Here is a 19322-nt window from a genome sequence, read left to right as displayed (position 1 = left end):
TTAACATAAGAGGAGGCATTTGTTTTGATTAAAGTTGCAATTGGAACTAATGATAAGGTGCATTTATCAGATAAGCATTTTGGCATGAGCAAGTATTTTATAATCTTTGAAGTAGATGAAAATAATAGCTACAAAAAAGTTGAAGAAAGGGAAAATCCCTATGGGGGAGATAAACATAAACATGCTGAGACAGATGAGATAATGGAAGTTTTAAAGGACTGTCAAGTTTTTATTGGCAAGGCAATGGGTAAAGAGAGCCAAAGGAGAATAAAAGAGGAATGGAATAAAACTCCTATAGTTGTAAAGGATGTAGATACTGTGGAAGAGGCTATAAAATTTTATTCACAAAAATATTTGTGAAGGGAGGAACAATTGTTATGCCTGGTTTTGGAAGAGGATTTGGAGGTAGAGGTGGAGGATTTGGCGGAGGAGGTGGCTTTGGAAGAGGAGCAGGTTTCGGACCTGATGGTAGCTGTGTGTGTGAAAACTGTGGCCATGAGATTCCTCATCAAAGAGGTGTACCTTGTTATACACTAAGGTGCCCTGTATGCGGCGGGCCAATGATAAGAAAAGCTGCAGGCTATAATGTATCTTATCAGAATTTTCCTACTACTAACACTAATAATCCTGTGGCAGAAGAGAAAAAAGAAAGTGGCCTAAAATATACAAAACCACTTAAACCTAAAGTGGATGAATCGGTCTGCATTGGGTGTGGTAATTGCGTGAGAGTATGTCCTTTTGATGCTATAGAGTTGAAAGATGGAATTGCATATATAGATCCTAATAAGTGCAGAGACTGTGGCAGATGTATTGATATTTGCCCTGTAGGAGCGATTTCATAGAAAAAAGGCTATCGCACATCAATTTAATATTTTTTTACGATAGCCTTTATCTTTTCCAATTGTCCTATTTTGGGATAAAATAAGCTTTTTGATATTTTCAAGGCTATTTACAGCTTCAGAGGGATTGTCAGGTACTTTTCCAGGATAAAGTTTATATAATTTTTTATACTCATCTATACCTATATTTGGCATTATTACATTAGCTCCACACTTTAGTCCTTTAATATAACCTGCTTTGTCTTTAACAGCCAAAGCAGTAGTAGCAGGTATGTTAATGTCAGGCAATAGTAGTCTTGATAAAGCCAACATTTTTAATACAATTTCCACATTGCCGCCTTTTTCCCTTTCTAAAGGTGTGTTTTCGCAAGGTATAAAAGGACCTATTCCTAGCATATCTGCATCTATTTTTTTAAAAAATATGAGATCTTGTGCCAGCATTTCTAAAGTTTGTCCCGGGAGGCCTATCAGGCTTCCTGTTCCGACTTCATAATCTAATTCTCTTAAATCCATAAGGCACCTTACGCGATTTTCATAACTCATGCCGGGATGTAATTTTTGATAAAGCTCTTTGTTTGTAGTTTCAATGCGAAGTAGATATCTATCGGCTCCTGCTTTTTTTAATTCAGCGTAGTCTTTAGTGGAAAGTTCTCCAATACTTAAAGTTACTGCAATATCTAATTTTTTAATTTCTTCTATTATTTTACATAAAGTAGTTATTTTAAAATATTTATCCTCACCGCTTTGAAGGACTATTGTTTTTAGTCCAACTGATGCTCCATATTTTACACATTGTAAGATTTCTTCGGGTTCCATTCTGTATCGTTTAATTGTCCTGTTAGGACCTCGAAGGCCACAATAAAAACAAGTGTTGCTGCAGTAGTTACTGAATTCTATGAGACCTCTTAAATGTACTTCATCTCCTACATATTTTTTTCTAACTCTATCCGCAGCTTGATAAATCTTGGAAGGGTCTTCTAAAGCTAAAAGTGTTACAAGTTCTTCTTTATCAATGTTGTGATGTGTTTCTAATTTTTCAATTAACGCATCAATATCTTTTTCTTTTATCATGAATATCACTCTCTCTTTCCCTAATTAGTATAAAACAATTGTTAATAAAAAATCAATAAAATTGTTAAACTATTTTCTTAACAAATTTTTGATATTTTATTGACATAAGTTTATTATAATCCTATAATTTACGTAGAGGTACCCTACAGGGTAGGGGGTAGTTTCTAGCAAAATGCAAAATATAGGAGGTAATAGAAGTGATGGAAACTGATGTTTTGGTCATTGGAGGAAGCGCAGGTGGAATTTTAGCAGCTTTATCTGCTAAAAAAACTTACAAAGATAAGAAAGTTACTGTTGTAAGAATGGGAGAACGGGTAATGGTTCCTTGCGGTATTCCGTACATTTTTGGAACATTAAAAGACACATCTAAAAATGTTATACCCGATGCAATGCTTACCAATGCTGGTATTGATTTAATAATAGATGAAGTTCTTTCAATTGATAGGGAAAACAAAAAAGTTAATGCTAAAAAGAGTGGAGAAATTTCCTACAAAAAACTAATTTTAGCGACAGGTTCTTTGCCAATAGTTCCTACTTTTATACCAGGGCATGACTTAGAAAATGTATTTACAATAAAAAAAGACGAAGAATACTTAAAATTTGTTCAGCAAAAGATTAACGAGGCTCAGGATGTTGTAGTAATTGGCGGTGGATTTATTGGTGTTGAAATGGCAGAGCAGGTGCAACTTCTTGGCAAAAATGTAACAATAATTGAGGTTGCTGACAAGCTTTTGTGGCAAGCCTTTGACCCTGAATACAGTGATATGGCAGAAGCTACATTAAAAGAACATGGTATAACAATAAAAACAAATACAAAAGTTACAAAACTTATAGGGGATACAAAAGTAAAAGAAGTAGAACTGCATACAGGTGAAAGAATAAAAGCTGACGTTGTCATATTAGCTATGGGAGTGAAACCAAATACTAAGTTAGCTGAAGCTGCAGGTATAAAACTCAATGAAAGAGGAGCAATAACAGTTGATGAATACATGAGAACTAACGATCCAGACATATTTGCTGTTGGTGACTGTGCAGAAAAGAAATGTTTTTTCACAAGAAAGAATGTACCTATACTTCTTGCCTCAATTGCTGCTAATGAAGCAAAAATTGCAGGTGTAAATGTATTTCAATTAAGATTGGTTAGGGAAAATAAAGGCACAATAAGTGCTTTTTCTACAAAGATATACAATACTGTTTTTGCTGCTGCAGGTCTTACAGAAACGCAAGCAAAAGCTGAAGGCTTTGATATAGTAATCGGAGAATTTAGCACAATGGACAAACATCCTGGAACTTTGCCTAATGCAAAGAGTGTGAAGATAAAATTGATTTTTTCTAGATATTCTGGAGTCATATTAGGAGCTCAAATAGCAGGTGGAGAAAATGTTGGTGAAATGATAAATATTTTAAGTCTTGCAATACAAAAAGGAACAACAGCGTCAGAATTAAATACCTTCCAAGTGGCGACACATCCACTACTCACATCTTCTCCTGTGTCATACCCAATAAATTCAGCGGCTTTAGATGCTATGTCAAAAATATGAGAATTTTAAGAATAAAAAAACAGACCAAATTTGGTCTGTTTTTTTATGACTATTGTTTTCTTCTTTTTTTCGTGTTATAATTTTTAAAAAAGTAACACCATATTGCGCTATTCGTATACCTTATACATGGATCGATAATAAAAATTTATTAATGGAGCATTCCTGTAATGAATAAAAAATAAAGAAGAATGGACTTTGAAAAAATAAGTACCTCCTGATAAAATACAGAGTGTAAGTTTAAGAACTTACCTCGAATTATCAAAATAAACAGGAGGTACCTAAAATGAAGTATACACAAAATGAAAAGATTTTGCAAGTAACAGAAGACACATTAATTGTAGGAGTAGACATAGCAAAAGAAAGCCATTATGCCAGAGCATTTGACTACAGAGGAGTAGAATATGGGAAATACCTAAGATTTGAGAACAATAGAGAAGGTATGACAAAATTTTCTAAATGGGCGAAAGACTTGATGGAGAGACATAAGAAAAACAAACTAATAGTAGGGATGGAACCGACAGGACAATATTGGGTATGTTTAGTCCAATACCTTAAAGACAATAACATAAAGGTAGTAATGGTTAATCCATTTCATGTAAAGAGGAGCAAAGAATTAGATGACAATTCTCCCACAAAAAGCGATAGAAAAGACCCAAAAACAATAGCAATGCTAGTAAAAGATGGGAGATATGTAGAACCGACAATACCTGAAGGAGTATATGCAGAATTAAGGATAGCGATGGACATAAAAGACAGGTTGAACAAACAAATAGGGATGATAAAGAATCAAATAACAAGATGGATAGACATATACTTTCCAGAGTTTAACAGCGTATTTTCAGACTGGGAAGGGAAAGCAGCACTTATCACATTAAAAGAAATTCCAACACCAGAGAAGATAGCAGAAAAAAGCAGTGGAGAAATCCTATCGATATGGAAGAAAGAAGTACAAAGGGGGGTAGGAGAAAAAAGGGCTATAAAGCTAATAGAAACTGCGAGGAAGAGCATAGGGAAGAAGCAGGGAATGAAGATGGCAGAATATGAGATAAAGACCCTCATTGAACAATACGAATTTTTTAAAAAACAAATTGAGGAAATAGAGAAGAAGATAGAAGAATTAATAGTTGAGATACCAGGGGTTAAAGAACTGCTAGGAATCAAAGGGATAGGAGTAAATACAGTAGCAGGTTTTATTGCAGAAGTAGGAGATATTGAAAAATATGAACATCCGAAACAGATACAAAAACTAGGAGGATTAAACCTAGTAGAGAATAGCTCTGGTAAGCATAAAGGAGAAACGACAATAAGTAAAAGAGGGAGGAAGCGATTGAGGAGAGTACTATTTACTGCAGTAATGGCTTTGGTGGCAAAAAACGAAGAATTTCGTGAACTTCACAAATATTACACTACCAGAGCGCAAAACCCGCTAAAAAAGAAGCAATCATTAATAGTATTGGGCAACAAACTAATAAGGATATTTTATGTCATATTAAAGAAAGGAGTAAAATATGACCCAATCAAGATGATGAAGGACATAAAGAGGCCAGCATTACAGGAAGTTGCATAAAAAGTGCAATATACTATCAAATCAATTAAGGGTTAATCATCTTTTCTTCAGCTTTAACTTAATCACATCTAAAGAGCTGACCCTTAAGAAGAAATCAATTTTTAGGGAAAGCGAAAGTATGAACGACGTTATATAAAAGGTAACGGAAGGAATAAAATAAAAACAAGTAATCAAGAGATGGGATATTGACAACAAGAGCGGGAATTGTCATACAAGAATAATCACCATACGGGCAAAGACCCTGCAATGGAGCAGAAATGACATCCACCTCATGGCAGGTAGAACGAAGGAATTAAGGACAGAGATCCAGTGAGACATGGGAGGGTAAACCCCATGAGATAAGTGGAGCTATCCCGCCATAATATGGAAATAAGATATGAGGTTTATTAAACTTACCTATTTAATGGTTAAATAAGTAATAAATGATAATATAAGCCATGAGATGCTCTTGTTGTAATGAGAAATTTAAAGAAAAACTAAGATATTAAGAGAAAATAAAAGATAATAGAGGGAGGGGTAATTAGTGTCAAAACAATTAAAGAAATTTAATGGGATAGTTGCTATTTTGTTAGCGATTGTCATTTCTTTGACAGCTTGTAGTAAAGCTTCACAAAATCAATTTCAAACTTCTCAAACTTCCAAGGGAACAGTTCAAACAATTACAGTTACAGATTTAATCGGAAGACATGTAGAGATAAAGACTCCAGTACATAAAGTAGTAGGTATAGGTCCAGGAGCTTTAAGACTTATAACCTATATAGATGGGATTGATAGAGTCGTAGGAGTAGAAAACATAGATAAAAAAGTTGTAAATGGTAGAGCCTACAACATGATTTTTCAAGAGAAATTAGTACAACTTCCAACTATTGGGCAAGGAGGTCCTGATTCTACGCCAGACGCAGAAAAATTAGTGGAAGTAAATCCAGATGTTATTTTTGTGATATCTTTGCTCGACAAAGCCAAAGCTGACAATTTACAAGCTAAAACAGGAATTCCTGTGGTAGTTTTAAGCTATGGGAAACTCGGGACTTTTGAAGAGGATGTATATACCTCGCTAGAGATTATAGGAAAGATTATGGGAAAAGAGGATAGAGCCAAAGAAGTAGTGGACTACATAAAAGGAGTTCAAAAAGAGTTACAGGATAGAACGAAGAATATACCAGAGGATAAAAAGCCATCTGTCTATATAGGTGCGTTAGGATTTAAAGGTGACCATGGCATAGAGAGTACACAAAGTAATTATCCTCCTTTTATGGATGTAAATGTAAAAAATGTAGCTGATACTTTAGGGCAAAAAGGAAGCGTTATGATAGAAAGAGAGAAATTATTGGCTTGGAATCCTGATATAATGTTCATTGATGAAGGAAATTTTGACTTGGTAAAACAGGATTATCAGAAGAATCCTATCTTTTATAAAAGCTTAAAGGCAATAAAAAATGGCAATGTATACGGCATTTTGCCGTACAATCAGTATAATACAAATATTGATACAGCTTTAGCAGATTCTTATTGGGTAGGAAAAGTCCTTTATCCTGAACAATTTAAAGATATTGACCCTGTAGAAAAGGCTAAGGAAATTTACACCTTATTCTTTGGAGAAGCTGGAAAAAGTGTTTATGATAAGATGAAAGAAGTGTACGGTGGCTTTGAAAAAATTAAATTTTAGTGTAAAATAAATTCCTCCACTAAAAGCGGGGAATTACAAAGATAAGGGGATGAAGCCTTGAGACAGTCATTTGTAGATACTGTACCGGATAGTTATAACAAATATATAAAAAGAAAAATATTGATTATATCTTTAACAGCTTTGGTTATACTTGTACTTGTAATATATGCTATAAATGCAGGCTCTGCTGGTATTGGTACTTATGATGTCATAAAAGCGTTATTAGGTAAGGGAGAAGAGAGATTTCATATCATAGTTTGGAACATTAGGTTGCCAAGAATTTTATCAGCAATTGTGGCGGGAATTGGTTTATCTGTTGCAGGATGTGTAACCCAAAGCATTCTGAGAAACCCCCTAGCTTCTCCTTTTACTTTAGGTATTTCCCAAGGGGCTGCTTTTGGAGCGGCAGTAGCTATCATTGCATTTGGAGCAGGTAGTACTACAAACCCTGATTCTGTAATTATAAATAATCCATATTTAGTAGTCCTTTTTGCTTTTTTGGGTTCAATGGGTTCGACAGTAGTTGTATTGATGTTGGCAAAAAGCTTTAGAGTAACTCCTGAAGCGATGGTTTTGGCAGGAGTAGCTTTAGGGTCTTTGTTTTCAGCTGTTACTATGATTTTGCAGTATTTTGCTGATGATGTAAAAGTGGCTTCTGTAGTTTTTTGGACATTTGGAGATATAGGAAGGGCATCATGGAAAGATTTAGGTATAATGTCTGTAGTTGTAGGTATTTCTCTGATATATTTTATGTTTAACAGATGGAACTATAATGCTTTAGACAGTGGAGAAGAAACGGCAAAAGGTCTTGGAGTTGACGTGGAAAGAGTAAGATTATTGGGCATGTTTGTCTCTTCTTTAATTGCTGCCGTTATTACCTCTTTTGTAGGAATTATAGGCTTTATTGGACTTGTTGGACCTCACATAATGAGGAGATTAATTGGAGGAGACCATAGATTTTTGATTCCTGCTTCTTCTGTAATGGGAGGTTTAATACTTTTAGCATCAGACACTTTAGGCAGAACTATTATTTCACCGGTAGTATTACCTGTGGGCGCTATAACCTCCTTTTTGGGAGCACCGGTTTTCCTCTATGTGCTTTCAAGGGGGTATAAGAGATGATTTTAGATATAGATGGTATTGAATTCAGTTATACCAGTGTACCCGTTTTAAAAGATGTTAAATTTAATCTTCAAAGAGGGGAGTTACTTTCTATTTTAGGAAACAATGGGGCGGGGAAATCTACTCTTTTGAAGTGTATAAATAAAATTCTAAAACCTCACAAAGGAGCAATATATATCGAAAAAGATGAAATTTCAAAATTAAGTAGAATAGAGGTAGCTAAAAGAATAGGATATGTGGCGCAAAGGAATGAGAATGGTCGATTTACTGTATTTGATGCGGTACTTTTAGGAAGAAAACCTCATATAAAGTGGGATGTGACTGAAAGGGATATAAAGATTGTAAATGAGGTGTTAAAAAAATTTGATTTAGAAAAATTATCACTGTGCTATTTAAATGAGTTAAGTGGAGGAGAATTGCAAAAGGTAGTCATAGCGAGGGCTTTAGCACAGCAACCTATTGTAATGCTTTTGGATGAGCCGACAAATAATTTGGATTTGAAAAACCAAATCGAGGTTTTGAGAATTATAAAAGAGACGGTGAAAGAGCAAAATATAGCAGCAATTGTTATAAGCCACGATTTAAATTTGGCACTTAGATTTTCTGATAAATTTTTACTTTTAAAAGATAATACCATTTTTGCCTATGGTGGAATGGAAGTCATGACTGAGGAAAATATAGAAGCTGTTTATGGTATACCTGTTGCAGTAGAAAAATGCCGTAATATACCAATAGTTATACCGCTCTAAATTGTAGAAAGGGGTAGTTTAGCTTGGATTTAATACCAATAGGAATTATTCACAGTCCTTATACAGACAAGGGGGACGGTTCCTTCCGTCTGAACTTTCATTCCACTTTAACGGAAAGGAAGGGATAATTGACGTGGAATTGATACCTATAGGTGTGATACACAGTCCCTATAAAAAGAGAGGGGAAGCGCCTCATCAAGGAAGGGTGAGCGATAAGGAAGCAGTGTTGGAAATATATCCTGAGTTTCAAGAAGGGCTTCAGGATATAGAGAGTAAAAAGCACATAATAGTTCTTTACTGGTGCCATTTAGGGAAAAGAGATGTCATAAAAACTGCCACTCCATGGGGGCCAGAGATAAAAGGAGTATTTGCCACTCGTTCTCCTTCAAGGCCAAACCCTATAGCTTTTTGTGTGGCTGACCTTGTAAAAATTGAAGGAAATAAACTTTATGTAAAAGGTGTGGATGCCTTAGATGGAAGTCCTATACTGGATATAAAGCCTTATGTTTATGAACTTGACAGCATAAAAGGTCCAGAGGATACATTGTAATATACCCTTCAATACAGTTAAAATATGTGGCAATACGCTGCGGAGAATGAGATAAGATTTAAAGACGGGAAAAAGGTCTGTATAGATTGCTTTGAAGAATAACCCCCTTGCACAGGGGAGAGGGATATGCTATAATTTTTTTAGCGAATATTGTATACAGTATACAAGAGGTGAATAAAATGAAGTCAATTTATACCTGTGGAGTATGTCCAAAAAAGCCTTGTGCTAAAGGGGAGGGGAATTTTCCTAAAAATTGTCCTACTATTGAAAAAAGAGATATTGTAGAACAGTCAGTTGCGATATACAAACAAGATGAAATGGTTCATAAGATAATGAACTTCGCCAATACTCTTCCTAAGAAGGAAAATGGAGAATTGAGAAGTAGGGCAGAAGAAATAATAGAGTTTATTAAGCAGATGGGATTTAAAACTATTGGCGTTGCATTTTGTTATTCTACGAGTAAAGAAGCGAAACAATTTGTAAAATTATTAGAACAATATGATTTAAAAATTGTTCCTGTTTGCTGTAAAGTCGGTTCTATTGATATAGAAGATATAGACATTCAAAAAGATAAAGAGGGATTTGTTGCTACTTGCAATCCTATAACACAGGCAGAGATAATGAACCAAGAAAATACAGAACTTAATGTAGTGATAGGACTTTGCGTAGGGCATGACATACTTTTTAATAAATATTCTAAAGGATTAGTAACAACTTTAGTAGCAAAGGATAGAAAATACTCCCATTGTCCTGTAAAAGGATTAGAAGCTGTTAATGTATAACACTAGGGTTTATAAAAAACGGGACATCCGCAGAAGACGGCTGTCTCAGCTTTTTGACAAAGTCAAAAATTTTTAAAAGCAGATATTTTGCATCGTCGCTCCGGAGTTCCAAAGCGACAAAGCTAAAGCTCGACCTTCGGATTTCGGCAGGGTCCCGGGCACATTCGACATCCTGTCTCAGGTGCCCGCCTCCGCCATCACAAGGTTGCGGCCCTGCCTCCATCCTCGGTCTCGCTAAGTTTTGTTAACGCTTTGTCACAAGTCACTCCTTATGCAAAATATCTACTTTCCGAAAGTTTGTCTATAGTCTGGGACATCCGCAGAAGATGTGCGGGTGTCTTTTTTATATTGACTTAAAGTAAGATATGTGGTAATCTTTTATATAGATAATGAGAAATATTATCAATATCATTTGTAATTAATTTTCAACATGTTTCATACATAATTGCTTTTGAAAAAGTGATTGTTCAAGTAATTTATTAAAACAGATAAACCATAGGAAAAGAGGCGGAAATTATGGGGACTCAAAATGTAACTACCTTAAATAAATTGCCAATAGGTACAAAAGCAATAGTTGTTAAAATTGCAGCTAAAGGAGATTTAAGGAGAAGGCTTACAGACATGGGAGTCATTCTAGGGACTGAACTGAAAGTAGAAGGCGTTGCACCCTTAGGAGACCCAATAGAAGTTACAGTTTTGGGCTATCGTTTAAGTCTTAGAAAGAGTGAAGTAGCTTTGATAGAAGTAGAGGTGATGTAAATTGATAGGGAAAGAAGGGATAATAGTGCCATTAGCCATGCTTCCAGCAGGAAAGAATGCTGTTATTGTGGATGTTGTTGGAGGAGAAAGCATTAGAAGAAGGCTTACGGATATGGGGCTTATTAGAGGAGCTGTTATACGAGTAATAAAAAATGATATCGGGCCTCTTATTGTAGCATTAGGTGAAAGTAGAATGGTTTTAGGCTTTGGAATGGCTCAAAAAATTATGGTGGAAGAAAGATAAAAAGGAGGATAAGGATGGGAGAGGTATCTACCTTGCAGGGAAGAAGGGAGCTTGTAATTGCTTTAGCTGGCAATCCTAATTCAGGTAAAACAACTTTATTCAACGATTTGACTGGCTCAAGGCAACATGTTGGGAATTGGCCAGGAGTTACAGTAGAGAAGAAGGAAGGGAAATTAAAATTTGAGGGTGTAGATATCAATGTTGTAGACCTTCCTGGTACCTATAGTTTAGGAGCTTATACAGAAGATGAAGTCGTAGCTCGCAATTTTATTATTTACGATAAGCCCGATGTGGTTGTAAATGTAGTTGATGCTACTAATTTAGAGAGAAATCTGTATTTGACAATGCAGCTTTTAGAAATGAATGCTAATGTGGTACTAGCATTAAACATGTATGACGAGGCAAAAGCTAAAGGCATCCAAATAGATGTGGAGAAACTATCAAAACTTTTAAAAATACCTGTTATCCCTACTGTTGCGACAAAGAATGTAGGGATAAAGGAGCTTTTACAAGCTGTTTTGAAAGTTTATGAAAGCAAAGAAAAAGAGGTTTATAAAGTTGATTATGGAAAAGAGATAGAAGAAGAAATTGATAAGTTAAAAAAATTGATTGAGAAAGAAGAAAATTTAACAAAAAGATTTTTGGCACGCTGGTTGGCTGTAAAATTATTAGAAAATGATGAAAACATCATAAAAGAGATAGAAAATTATAAAGATATTTTGTCTCAATTAAAAGAGAGCAAAAAGTATTTAGAAGAGGTATTGGGAGAAGATGCAGAAATTCTTATAGCTGACAAAAGATACGGTTTTATATCTGGCATTATAAAAGAATGCGTAAGAAAACACTATACAGTAGAAGACAGGTATACCCTTTCGGATAAAATTGATAAAATTGTTACAAATCGTTATTTAGGGATACCCATTTTTCTACTGGCAATGTGGGGAGTTTTCCAATTTACCTTTGTTATTGGAGATCCTTTAGTAGGCTGGATAGAGACATTTTTTGGGTGGTTGGGAGAAGTTACAAATACTGTATTAGCAAATATTGGAGTTCCAGAGGTAGTGGCTTCTTTTATAACTGATGGGCTTATAGGTGGTATAGGTTCAGTTCTTGTATTTATACCTCCAATATTTTTACTGTTTTTTGCTATATCTATTTTAGAAGACAGTGGATATATGGCTCGTGCAGCTTATGTGATGGACAGATTAATGAATGCACTTGGTTTACATGGGAAGTCTTTTATTCCTATGATTATAGGTTTTGGATGTAATGTGCCAGGTATAATGGCTACAAGGACATTAGAAAACAAAGAAGATAGGCTTATAACTATTTTGATAAATCCGTTAATGTCCTGTACTGCTAGGCTTCCTGTTTATGTGTTATTTGCTGGGGCGTTTTTTACTGCAAATCAAGGATTGGTAGTATTTTCTATATATTTATTGGGAATTGTTCTTGCAATAATAGTAGCAAAATTGTTTAAAAAATACCTTTTTAAAGGAAAAACTTCTCATTTTGTTATGGAGTTGCCTCCATATAGAATTCCTACTTTAAAAGGGCTTTTTATTCACATGTGGGAAAGAGGAAGTGAGTTTATTAAAAAAGCAGGTACGATAATTGTGAGCGTTGTAATCCTTATATGGGTACTTTCAAATTTACCTGTTGGAGTGGAATATGCCAGTGAAAACAGCTTAATAGGCCGAATAGGGTCTTTGATTGCGCCAATTTTAAAGCCAGCCGGTTTTGGAAAGTGGGAAGCGGCATCAGCCCTTATATTTGGCATTTTGGCAAAAGAAGTAGTTGTTGGAACTTTTGGGGTTGTATATGGAGCTGAAGGGGCTGCACTAACAGAGGCAATCCGCCAAAACTTTACCCCACTTTCTGCATATGCCTTTATGGTAATGACCTTGATTTATATTCCTTGTGTTGCAACAATTGGAGCTATTAAAAGAGAAACAAATTCCTGGAAATGGACTGCTTTCGCAGTTGGATACACCCTTGTGTTGGGATGGCTTATGGCTGTGATTGTGTATCAAGGTGGAAAACTTTTAGGACTTAATTGATTTTGAAAGGATAGATTTGTATGGTAGAAACAATTGTTTTAGGTTTACTGGGTGTTTTATCTGTTTTTGTGATATATAAAGAGTTAAAAAAACAGCTTAGTTCGAAGTCATGTGCATATTGTTCTAATTACAAGAATTCTTGCGGCAACTGCCCTGTAAAAAATATAGAGTATATACTCAAAAGAAGCAATCCCAATTTATAATGGGATTGCTTTTTTTGAAATTTAACAAAGGAGGAAAATAAATGTTTAGAAAAACAAATAAGTTCTACCATGATATTGTTGAGTGCTTAATTGCTGCATTAGAAGCAAGAGATGTTTATACAAAGGGGCATTCTACAAGAGTTGCTGATATGACAGAAGATTTAGCGCGAAAAATATGACTCAGAGGTAAAGAACTTGAGAAAGTACATATCGCTGCCCATTTACATGACATAGGGAAAATTGGCATTTCAGATCAAATATTAAATAAAAATAGACTTGTGCAAAATTCAAAAGCCTTCATTTAAGCCACTTTGCAGACATATTTTTTCCCTATCACTCTTGAATTTTTTATCTTTTATGTAGGATTTCCCCTCCCATTTGTCGAATTATTATATATACCGCATGAAAATATTTTTTAAGGAGGGGGAAATCCTACATGTACCAGCTTCAATTACTTTTAAATATACCTGAACTCTTTACTTCTCTGTCTAAAATTGATTTCTATTCTTCTATGTTTAAAAATCTAGACTTGTCTTCAATACCTGAATTCCCTTCCTCTAGTCCTGGCCGTAAGGGTTATTCTCATCATGCAATGTTTAGAGCTTTTATTGTTATGAAAGCTGAAAGATTCGGTACAATTTCTGACCTTTTAGATTATCTCCGCAATAATCTTATCATTGCTCATCTTTGTGGCTTTAACATCCTTAAACCTCTTCCTTCTTATTGGACTTTCCGCCGTTTTATTAATGAGTTCTCTCATGATTATTTGACCTCTATCTTTCAAAATCAAGTCAATATCCTCAAAAATATGGGCATTATCTCTGGTGAGTTTATTTCCATGGACTCTACCCCTATTAAAGCTAACACTAAGTTAAATAACCCTAAGTCTTTTTCTAAAAATAAATTCTCTAAAGATAATCAGCCTAAGTCTGATAAGGATTGTAAATTAGGCGTTTATTCTGCTTCTAATGATTCTTCTAATAAACGTTATAAGTTTTATTGGGGCTATAAAAATCATATTATTGTTGATGCTATCTCTGGATTACCTATCGCTGAAACTACTACTCCCGCTGATGTCCCTGATTTTTGAAGTTGCTTTGTCTTTACTTGAAAAGACTAATAAGTGGTTTAACCTTAAGTATGTTAATTTTATTGCCGATAAGGGGTATGATGTTAAGAGAGTTTATAATTTTGTTAGAGATACTCTCCATGGTCATTGTTTTATTCCTCTTAACAAGCGTAATTCTAAAAGTCCCCCACTGACTGATGATGGTTATATGGTTTGTGAAGCAGGTATTAAAATGCTCAAAGACGGCAAGCAGTATTTTGATGGTTTTATTAAGCAAAAATTTGTTTGCAAGTTCTGTAATTCTAAAGATGACTCTGCCTGCCCTATAAAGCATCCTAAATATTTTAATGGCAAAAAGCATAGAGGCTGTACTAAGTATGCTATTATATCTTCTGATTATAGGTCTTCTATTAATAGAGACTCCCTATATTTTAAAGCTGTCTATAGATTGAGAATTGAATCAGAAAGATAAATTTAGCTTTAAAGCTCTGGATTTTGAAAAGGCTTATGTTAGAAATATTAATTCTGTGAGCAACCTTAATACTTTTGGCCATATTACTTTACTCACTGTCGCTATTGTAGCTATTAAATTGGGCAAATATGATGAGTTTAGATCTCTCGTTGCTTTGATGCAATCGGCTTAACTTTTACTGAATCTAGTTCATGTCATTTTTTAACATTTGACTTCTACAGGATATTTATACCCTTTTTTAGCCCTCTTTTTGTCTTTTCTTTTCCCTTACCACTTCCTTTATGTTTAATTGTCAGTGTTGATTACTATATATTGTATGTCATACATATTTTGGTTTTTTGTCGTGACTATTTTTATTAATTTTGCACATCCCTATTAAATAAAAAAGGTAAACTATTGCCTCATGAATTTGAGATTATAAAGACTCACCCTGTGATAGGTTACAATATTCTAACCAGATCCAGTAGACTTAAAGAAATCGCTAGAATAGTTCTTTATCATCATGAGCGCTGGGATGGGAAGGGATATCCTGAAGGATTAAAAGGTTTAACTATTCCTTTGGGAGCAAGAATAATTGCTATCTGTGACAGTATAGATGCCATGGCTTCCAAAAGACCTTATAGAAGCCCGCTAGATTGGGGAGAGATAAGAGAAGAAATCATTTTCAATAAAGGTACACAGTTTGATCCGGTATTAGTGGAGGAAATAGATGAAATATTGTGGGATAAGTGGAGAAAAATGTACAAATAGTTATTGACATATGTCAATAAAAGGTGTATATTTAAATTGAACATATGTTTGAAATTTGGTGATTCATTATGAATGATATTAAAAGTAAAAATGATTTAATGTCTCTTTTAATAAAGGCTTTGAAAGCAAATGGTTTAAAAATAACTGAAAAGCGACAAATCTTACTAAATGTGTTTTTAAAAAATCCCGATACACATTTTGACTTTGACACCCTTTACCAAGAAGCAAAGAAAGAATGGTCCCATTATGGTGTAGCAACTCTTTATAGGAATTTAAAAATTTTTGTAGACAAAGGAATATTATCAGAAAATATAATAGGAACCAAAAAGTACTATGAGCTTAAAATGTTTAACAAGAAAAAGATTCACGCTCATTTAATTTGCAAATATTGTGGTAATATAGACGAATATTACAGTCCTGATTTGATTAAGTATATAAAAATGATAGATAAAAAATATGATTTCGACGTATATTATGGAGAATTAAATTTTTATGGAATATGTAGTAAATGCAAAAAAACTCCAAAAAATGAGAAACATTAATATTGGCGAAATTAATAATTTTTAGGAGAAGGCAGGAAAATCCTGCCGTTTTCATTTATGGTATTTTCTACACTTTACAACAGAGGATGTTAAAAAAATATTTATTGTTGACAAGTTTATAAGGGGATGATATACTAAATATTGAGTTATAAATATTTTTATACACTATATTTTGTAGAAAAATTAATATTCTCAGATACAGGTGCCCAATTTGGAAGCTAAAATTGGGTTAAAAGGGAAGCAGGTGAAAGTCCTGCACGGTCCCGCCACTGTGATGGTGAGCTCTTTACATTATGCCACTGCCTGTTCAAACAAAAGGAACCGTCCCCGATGTTTGAAGGGTGGGAAGGCGTAAAGAGTGATGAGCCTAAGTCAGGAGACCTGCCTGTATTTGTTACCACTTCTCTACGGTGTATAGAGGAGGTGAGGTACCTTTGTATACCTCTTAACTGGCCGTAGGAGTTAAGAGGTTTAATTATTAACCAAAGAATTGTTAAAAAATGGAGGTTTTAAACTATGAAAATTGCTATGAAAGTTATAAAAAGGAATGGAAATGAAGTTGAATTTGATAAGTCTAAAATTGCGAATGCTATATATAAGGCTTTTAAGGCAGTAGGAGAAGGGGAGTATGAGCAAGCAGTGCAAATAGCTGATGAAGTTACAGACTATGTTGAAAAGCATTTTGAAGGGATAGCCACTGTAGAACAGATTCAAGATATTGTAGAGCAATATTTGATAAAATATGGTCATGCCAAAGCAGCAAAAGCTTATATTTTATACAGAAAGCAGCATCAAGACATAAGAGAATTCAAAAAGATGTTTATGGATATTGAAAGAATGGTGGATGAATACATAGGAAAACAGGACTGGAGAGTAAATGAAAATAGCAATATGAGTTATTCTCTTCAAGGCTTAAATAACCATATTTCCAGTACGATAACGGCCCATTACTGGTTAAATAAAATATACCCTCCAGAAGTTAGAGATGCCCACGTAAATGGAGATTTGCACATTCATGACTTAGGGCTTTTATCTGTATATTGCTGTGGATGGGATTTAAGAGATTTACTGCTTTCTGGATTTACAGGAGTAGAAGGAAAAGTTCAAAGCAAACCTCCAAAGCACTTTAGGTCTGCTCTTGGGCAGATTGTCAACTTTTTCTATACACTTCAAGGGGAAGCAGCAGGAGCTCAGGCTTTTTCCAACTTTGATACTTATTTAGCGCCTTTTATATATTATGATAATCTTTCCTACAAAGAGGTAAAACAGGCTTTGCAGGAATTTATATTTAATATAAATGTGCCTACAAGAGTAGGATTTCAAACCCCTTTTACAAACATAACTATGGACTTGGTGGTACCGGAGATTATGGCAGATGAACCTGTCATAATTGGCGGTCAATTGATGGACAAAACTTACAAAGAATTTCAAAAAGAAATGGATATGCTAAATATGGCTTTTGCAGAAGTCATGATGGAGGGAGATGCCAGCGGCAGGATATTCACTTTTCCAATACCCACTTATAATATAACTAAAAATTTTGACTGGGATAGCCCTGTAGCAGATAAAATAATGGAAATGACTGCAAAGTATGGTCTTCCTTACTTTAGCAATTTTGTAAATAGCGATTTGGATCCAAATGATGTTCGCAGTATGTGCTGTCGCCTCAGGTTGGACAACAGAGAGCTGAGAAAAAGAGGGGGAGGACTTTTTGGTGCAAATCCTTTGACGGGTTCAATAGGTGTCGTAACAATAAATATGCCTAGGATTGGGTATTTATCAAAATCAAAAGAGGAATTTTTCAAAAGGTTAGAAAGGCTCATGGATATAGCTAAGACAAGCCTTGAAATAAAAAGAGAAGTGTTAGAAAAAATGACTGAAATGGGACTTTATCCTTATTCGAAATTTTACTTAAGGGATATAAAGAAAAGATTCGGTTATTACTGGCAAAATCATTTTAACACAATAGGACTTATTGGCATGAATGAAGCGCTATTAAATTTCATGGGAGTAAGCATAGCTACTGAAGAAGGAAGAAAATTTGCTCTTGAAGTATTAGATTTTATGAGGCACAAATTAGAACAATATCAATTAGAATCAAATATGATGTACAATTTAGAAGCTTCTCCTGCAGAAGGAGCTTCCTACAGATTAGCTAAAAAAGATAAAGAATTATTCCCAGATATAATAACTGCTGGTAGCGATGTGCCTTACTATACTAATTCCACCCAGCTTCCTGTGGACTTTACTGAAGATATATTTACTGCTTTAGACTTGCAAGAAGAGTTACAAACAAAATACACAGGAGGTACGGTATTTCATGGGTTCATTGGAGAGAGTATAAACGATGTAGCTACTTGTAAGGCTTTAGTCAAAAAAATAGCTTATAATTACAGACTTCCCTATTACACGATAACTCCAACCTTTTCAATTTGTGAGGACCATGGTTATATATCAGGAGAACATTTTGAGTGCCCATATTGTGGGAAAGAATGTGAAGTTTACAGTCGAGTTGTTGGCTACTACAGACCAGTTAAGAATTGGAATGAAGGTAAGAAAAAAGAGTTCAAGGACAGAAAGGAATTTGTTGTATGATATACGATTTTATGCCTGTTTCTTTTATTGATTTCCCAGGAAAAATTGCAGCCACTGTTTTTATAAGTGGCTGCAATTTTAAGTGTCCTTATTGCCACAACAGTTATCTAATTCCTATAAGAGAAGGTATACGGAGTGAAAAAGATTTTTTTAATTATCTTAAAAAAAGAGCAAACCTCATAGAGGGTGTATGTATCACAGGAGGGGAACCTACTCTTTGGAGAGGATTAAAAAATTTTATAAAAAATATAAAAGATTTACATTTCAGTGTCAAATTAGACACTAATGGTTCAAGGCCACAGGTTTTAGAAGATTTGATAAAAGGAGAGCTTGTTGATTATATAGCTATGGACATAAAAGCTCCAATAGAAAAATATGGCATATTTTTGAAAAATAAAAAAGATATAGATAATATTCAAAAAAGTGTAGAGATAATTAAAAATTCTCATATAGATTACGAATTTAGAACTACTGTAAATGACAAACTACTTACTTTAGAAGATTTTGAGGCTTTAGCTGATTGGATTTCTCCTGCAAAAAGATATGCTTTGCAAAGGTACAAGTATGCTGAAAGTATATTGGATAAGGAAAAAAGTGGAATTCAAGATTGTGATATTAACTTTTTGAAAAAAATAAAAGAAAAACTGAATGGAAAATTTGGTGAGATATTAATAAGAGAATGAGAGAGGTACCTCTCTCTTTTTTGTTTTTCGGAAAAATGAACTTGATAATGGACATAAA

Annotated in this window: 18 protein-coding genes, 2 pseudogenes and 1 riboswitch; of the genes and pseudogenes, 19 read left to right on the top strand and 1 reads right to left on the bottom strand. The window is 34.4% G+C overall.

The window, feature by feature from the left end:
- Nucleotides 1-24: 24 nt before the first annotated feature.
- Together THEWI_RS09170 and THEWI_RS09165 are read left to right on the top strand one after the other, a co-directional pair.
- Nucleotides 25-360, top strand: coding sequence for a NifB/NifX family molybdenum-iron cluster-binding protein (locus THEWI_RS09170; RefSeq protein WP_014063194.1), 336 nt, complete (start codon nucleotides 25-27; stop codon nucleotides 358-360).
- A gap of 17 nt (nucleotides 361-377) precedes the next feature.
- Nucleotides 378-842, top strand: a complete 465-nt coding sequence (locus tag THEWI_RS09165; RefSeq protein ID WP_014063193.1) for a 4Fe-4S binding protein — start codon at nucleotides 378-380, stop codon at nucleotides 840-842.
- 18 nt (nucleotides 843-860) lie between these two features.
- On the opposite strand, the gene hydE is transcribed toward THEWI_RS09165, so the two are convergent.
- Nucleotides 861-1910 (bottom strand): [FeFe] hydrogenase H-cluster radical SAM maturase HydE, encoded by a 1050-nt coding sequence (hydE, locus tag THEWI_RS09160; RefSeq protein ID WP_014063192.1) that lies wholly within the window; start codon nucleotides 1908-1910, stop codon nucleotides 861-863.
- A 200-nt stretch (nucleotides 1911-2110) separates the two neighbouring features.
- Here hydE and THEWI_RS09155 point away from each other — a divergent pair, with 200 nt between their 5' ends.
- The 17 genes and pseudogenes from THEWI_RS09155 to THEWI_RS09075 all read left to right on the top strand — a co-directional run bounded on the left by THEWI_RS09155 (nucleotide 2111) and on the right by THEWI_RS09075 (nucleotide 19264).
- Nucleotides 2111-3451, top strand: coding sequence for an FAD-dependent oxidoreductase (locus THEWI_RS09155; protein ID WP_014063191.1), 1341 nt, complete (start codon nucleotides 2111-2113; stop codon nucleotides 3449-3451).
- Nucleotides 3452-3734: 283 nt separating this feature from the next.
- Nucleotides 3735-5018, top strand: a complete 1284-nt coding sequence (locus THEWI_RS09150) for an IS110 family RNA-guided transposase (RefSeq protein WP_014063190.1) — start codon at nucleotides 3735-3737, stop codon at nucleotides 5016-5018.
- Nucleotides 5019-5541: 523 nt separating this feature from the next.
- Nucleotides 5542-6684: an iron ABC transporter substrate-binding protein gene (locus THEWI_RS09145; protein ID WP_014063189.1), complete on the top strand. Its 1143-nt coding sequence runs from the start codon at nucleotides 5542-5544 to the stop codon at nucleotides 6682-6684.
- 57 nt (nucleotides 6685-6741) lie between these two features.
- Nucleotides 6742-7806: a FecCD family ABC transporter permease gene (locus THEWI_RS09140; RefSeq protein ID WP_014063188.1), complete on the top strand. Its 1065-nt coding sequence runs from the start codon at nucleotides 6742-6744 to the stop codon at nucleotides 7804-7806.
- Nucleotides 7803-8555 (top strand): ABC transporter ATP-binding protein, encoded by a 753-nt coding sequence (locus tag THEWI_RS09135; protein ID WP_014063187.1) that lies wholly within the window; start codon nucleotides 7803-7805, stop codon nucleotides 8553-8555. The genes THEWI_RS09140 and THEWI_RS09135 overlap by 4 nt, the downstream gene beginning before the upstream one ends.
- Nucleotides 8556-8688: 133 nt before the next feature.
- Nucleotides 8689-9105, top strand: coding sequence for a tRNA (N6-threonylcarbamoyladenosine(37)-N6)-methyltransferase TrmO (tsaA, locus tag THEWI_RS09130; RefSeq protein WP_004401627.1), 417 nt, complete (start codon nucleotides 8689-8691; stop codon nucleotides 9103-9105).
- 179 nt (nucleotides 9106-9284) lie between these two features.
- A complete protein-coding gene (locus THEWI_RS09125) occupies nucleotides 9285-9887 on the top strand; it encodes a DUF1847 domain-containing protein (RefSeq protein ID WP_014063186.1) in 603 nt (200 codons plus the stop codon).
- 516 nt (nucleotides 9888-10403) lie between these two features.
- Nucleotides 10404-10646, top strand: a complete 243-nt coding sequence (locus THEWI_RS09115; RefSeq protein WP_014063185.1) for a FeoA family protein — start codon at nucleotides 10404-10406, stop codon at nucleotides 10644-10646.
- Nucleotide 10647: 1 nt separating this feature from the next.
- On the top strand, nucleotides 10648-10890 hold the full coding sequence (locus tag THEWI_RS09110) for a FeoA family protein (RefSeq protein ID WP_014063184.1): 243 nt from the start codon (nucleotides 10648-10650) through the stop codon (nucleotides 10888-10890).
- A gap of 14 nt (nucleotides 10891-10904) precedes the next feature.
- Nucleotides 10905-12950, top strand: coding sequence for a ferrous iron transport protein B (gene feoB, locus THEWI_RS09105; RefSeq protein WP_014063183.1), 2046 nt, complete (start codon nucleotides 10905-10907; stop codon nucleotides 12948-12950).
- Nucleotides 12951-13194: 244 nt separating this feature from the next.
- Nucleotides 13195-13332 carry a hypothetical protein gene (locus THEWI_RS15835; RefSeq protein ID WP_244262200.1) on the top strand — a complete coding sequence of 46 codons (138 nt, stop codon included), beginning with the start codon at nucleotides 13195-13197 and terminating at the stop codon, nucleotides 13330-13332.
- Between the two features lie 21 nt (nucleotides 13333-13353).
- A pseudogene (locus THEWI_RS15830) lies at nucleotides 13354-13458 on the top strand (HD domain-containing protein); the annotation flags it as partial.
- Between the two features lie 131 nt (nucleotides 13459-13589).
- Nucleotides 13590-14866, top strand: a pseudogene (locus THEWI_RS09095) (transposase).
- A 224-nt stretch (nucleotides 14867-15090) separates the two neighbouring features.
- Complete coding sequence (locus THEWI_RS15280) at nucleotides 15091-15444, top strand: HD-GYP domain-containing protein (protein ID WP_208854392.1); 354 nt, start codon at nucleotides 15091-15093, stop codon at nucleotides 15442-15444.
- 68 nt (nucleotides 15445-15512) lie between these two features.
- Nucleotides 15513-15986 (top strand): Fur family transcriptional regulator, encoded by a 474-nt coding sequence (locus tag THEWI_RS09085; RefSeq protein WP_014063181.1) that lies wholly within the window; start codon nucleotides 15513-15515, stop codon nucleotides 15984-15986.
- Nucleotides 15987-16169: 183 nt separating this feature from the next.
- Nucleotides 16170-16389: riboswitch (cobalamin riboswitch) on the top strand.
- Nucleotides 16390-16502: 113 nt separating this feature from the next.
- Nucleotides 16503-18581, top strand: coding sequence for a ribonucleoside triphosphate reductase (locus THEWI_RS09080; RefSeq protein WP_014063180.1), 2079 nt, complete (start codon nucleotides 16503-16505; stop codon nucleotides 18579-18581).
- Complete coding sequence (locus THEWI_RS09075) at nucleotides 18578-19264, top strand: anaerobic ribonucleoside-triphosphate reductase activating protein (RefSeq protein ID WP_014063179.1); 687 nt, start codon at nucleotides 18578-18580, stop codon at nucleotides 19262-19264. Before THEWI_RS09080 ends, THEWI_RS09075 begins: the two co-directional genes overlap by 4 nt.
- The last annotated feature ends 58 nt before the right edge of the window (nucleotides 19265-19322 follow it).

Origin of the sequence: Thermoanaerobacter wiegelii Rt8.B1 (assembly GCF_000147695.2) — a bacterium.
Taxonomy (GTDB): Bacteria; Bacillota; Thermoanaerobacteria; order Thermoanaerobacterales; family Thermoanaerobacteraceae; genus Thermoanaerobacter; species Thermoanaerobacter ethanolicus.
The sequence above is the reverse complement of the archived record's forward strand: the minus strand, read 5'-3'. Positions and strand labels throughout refer to the sequence as shown.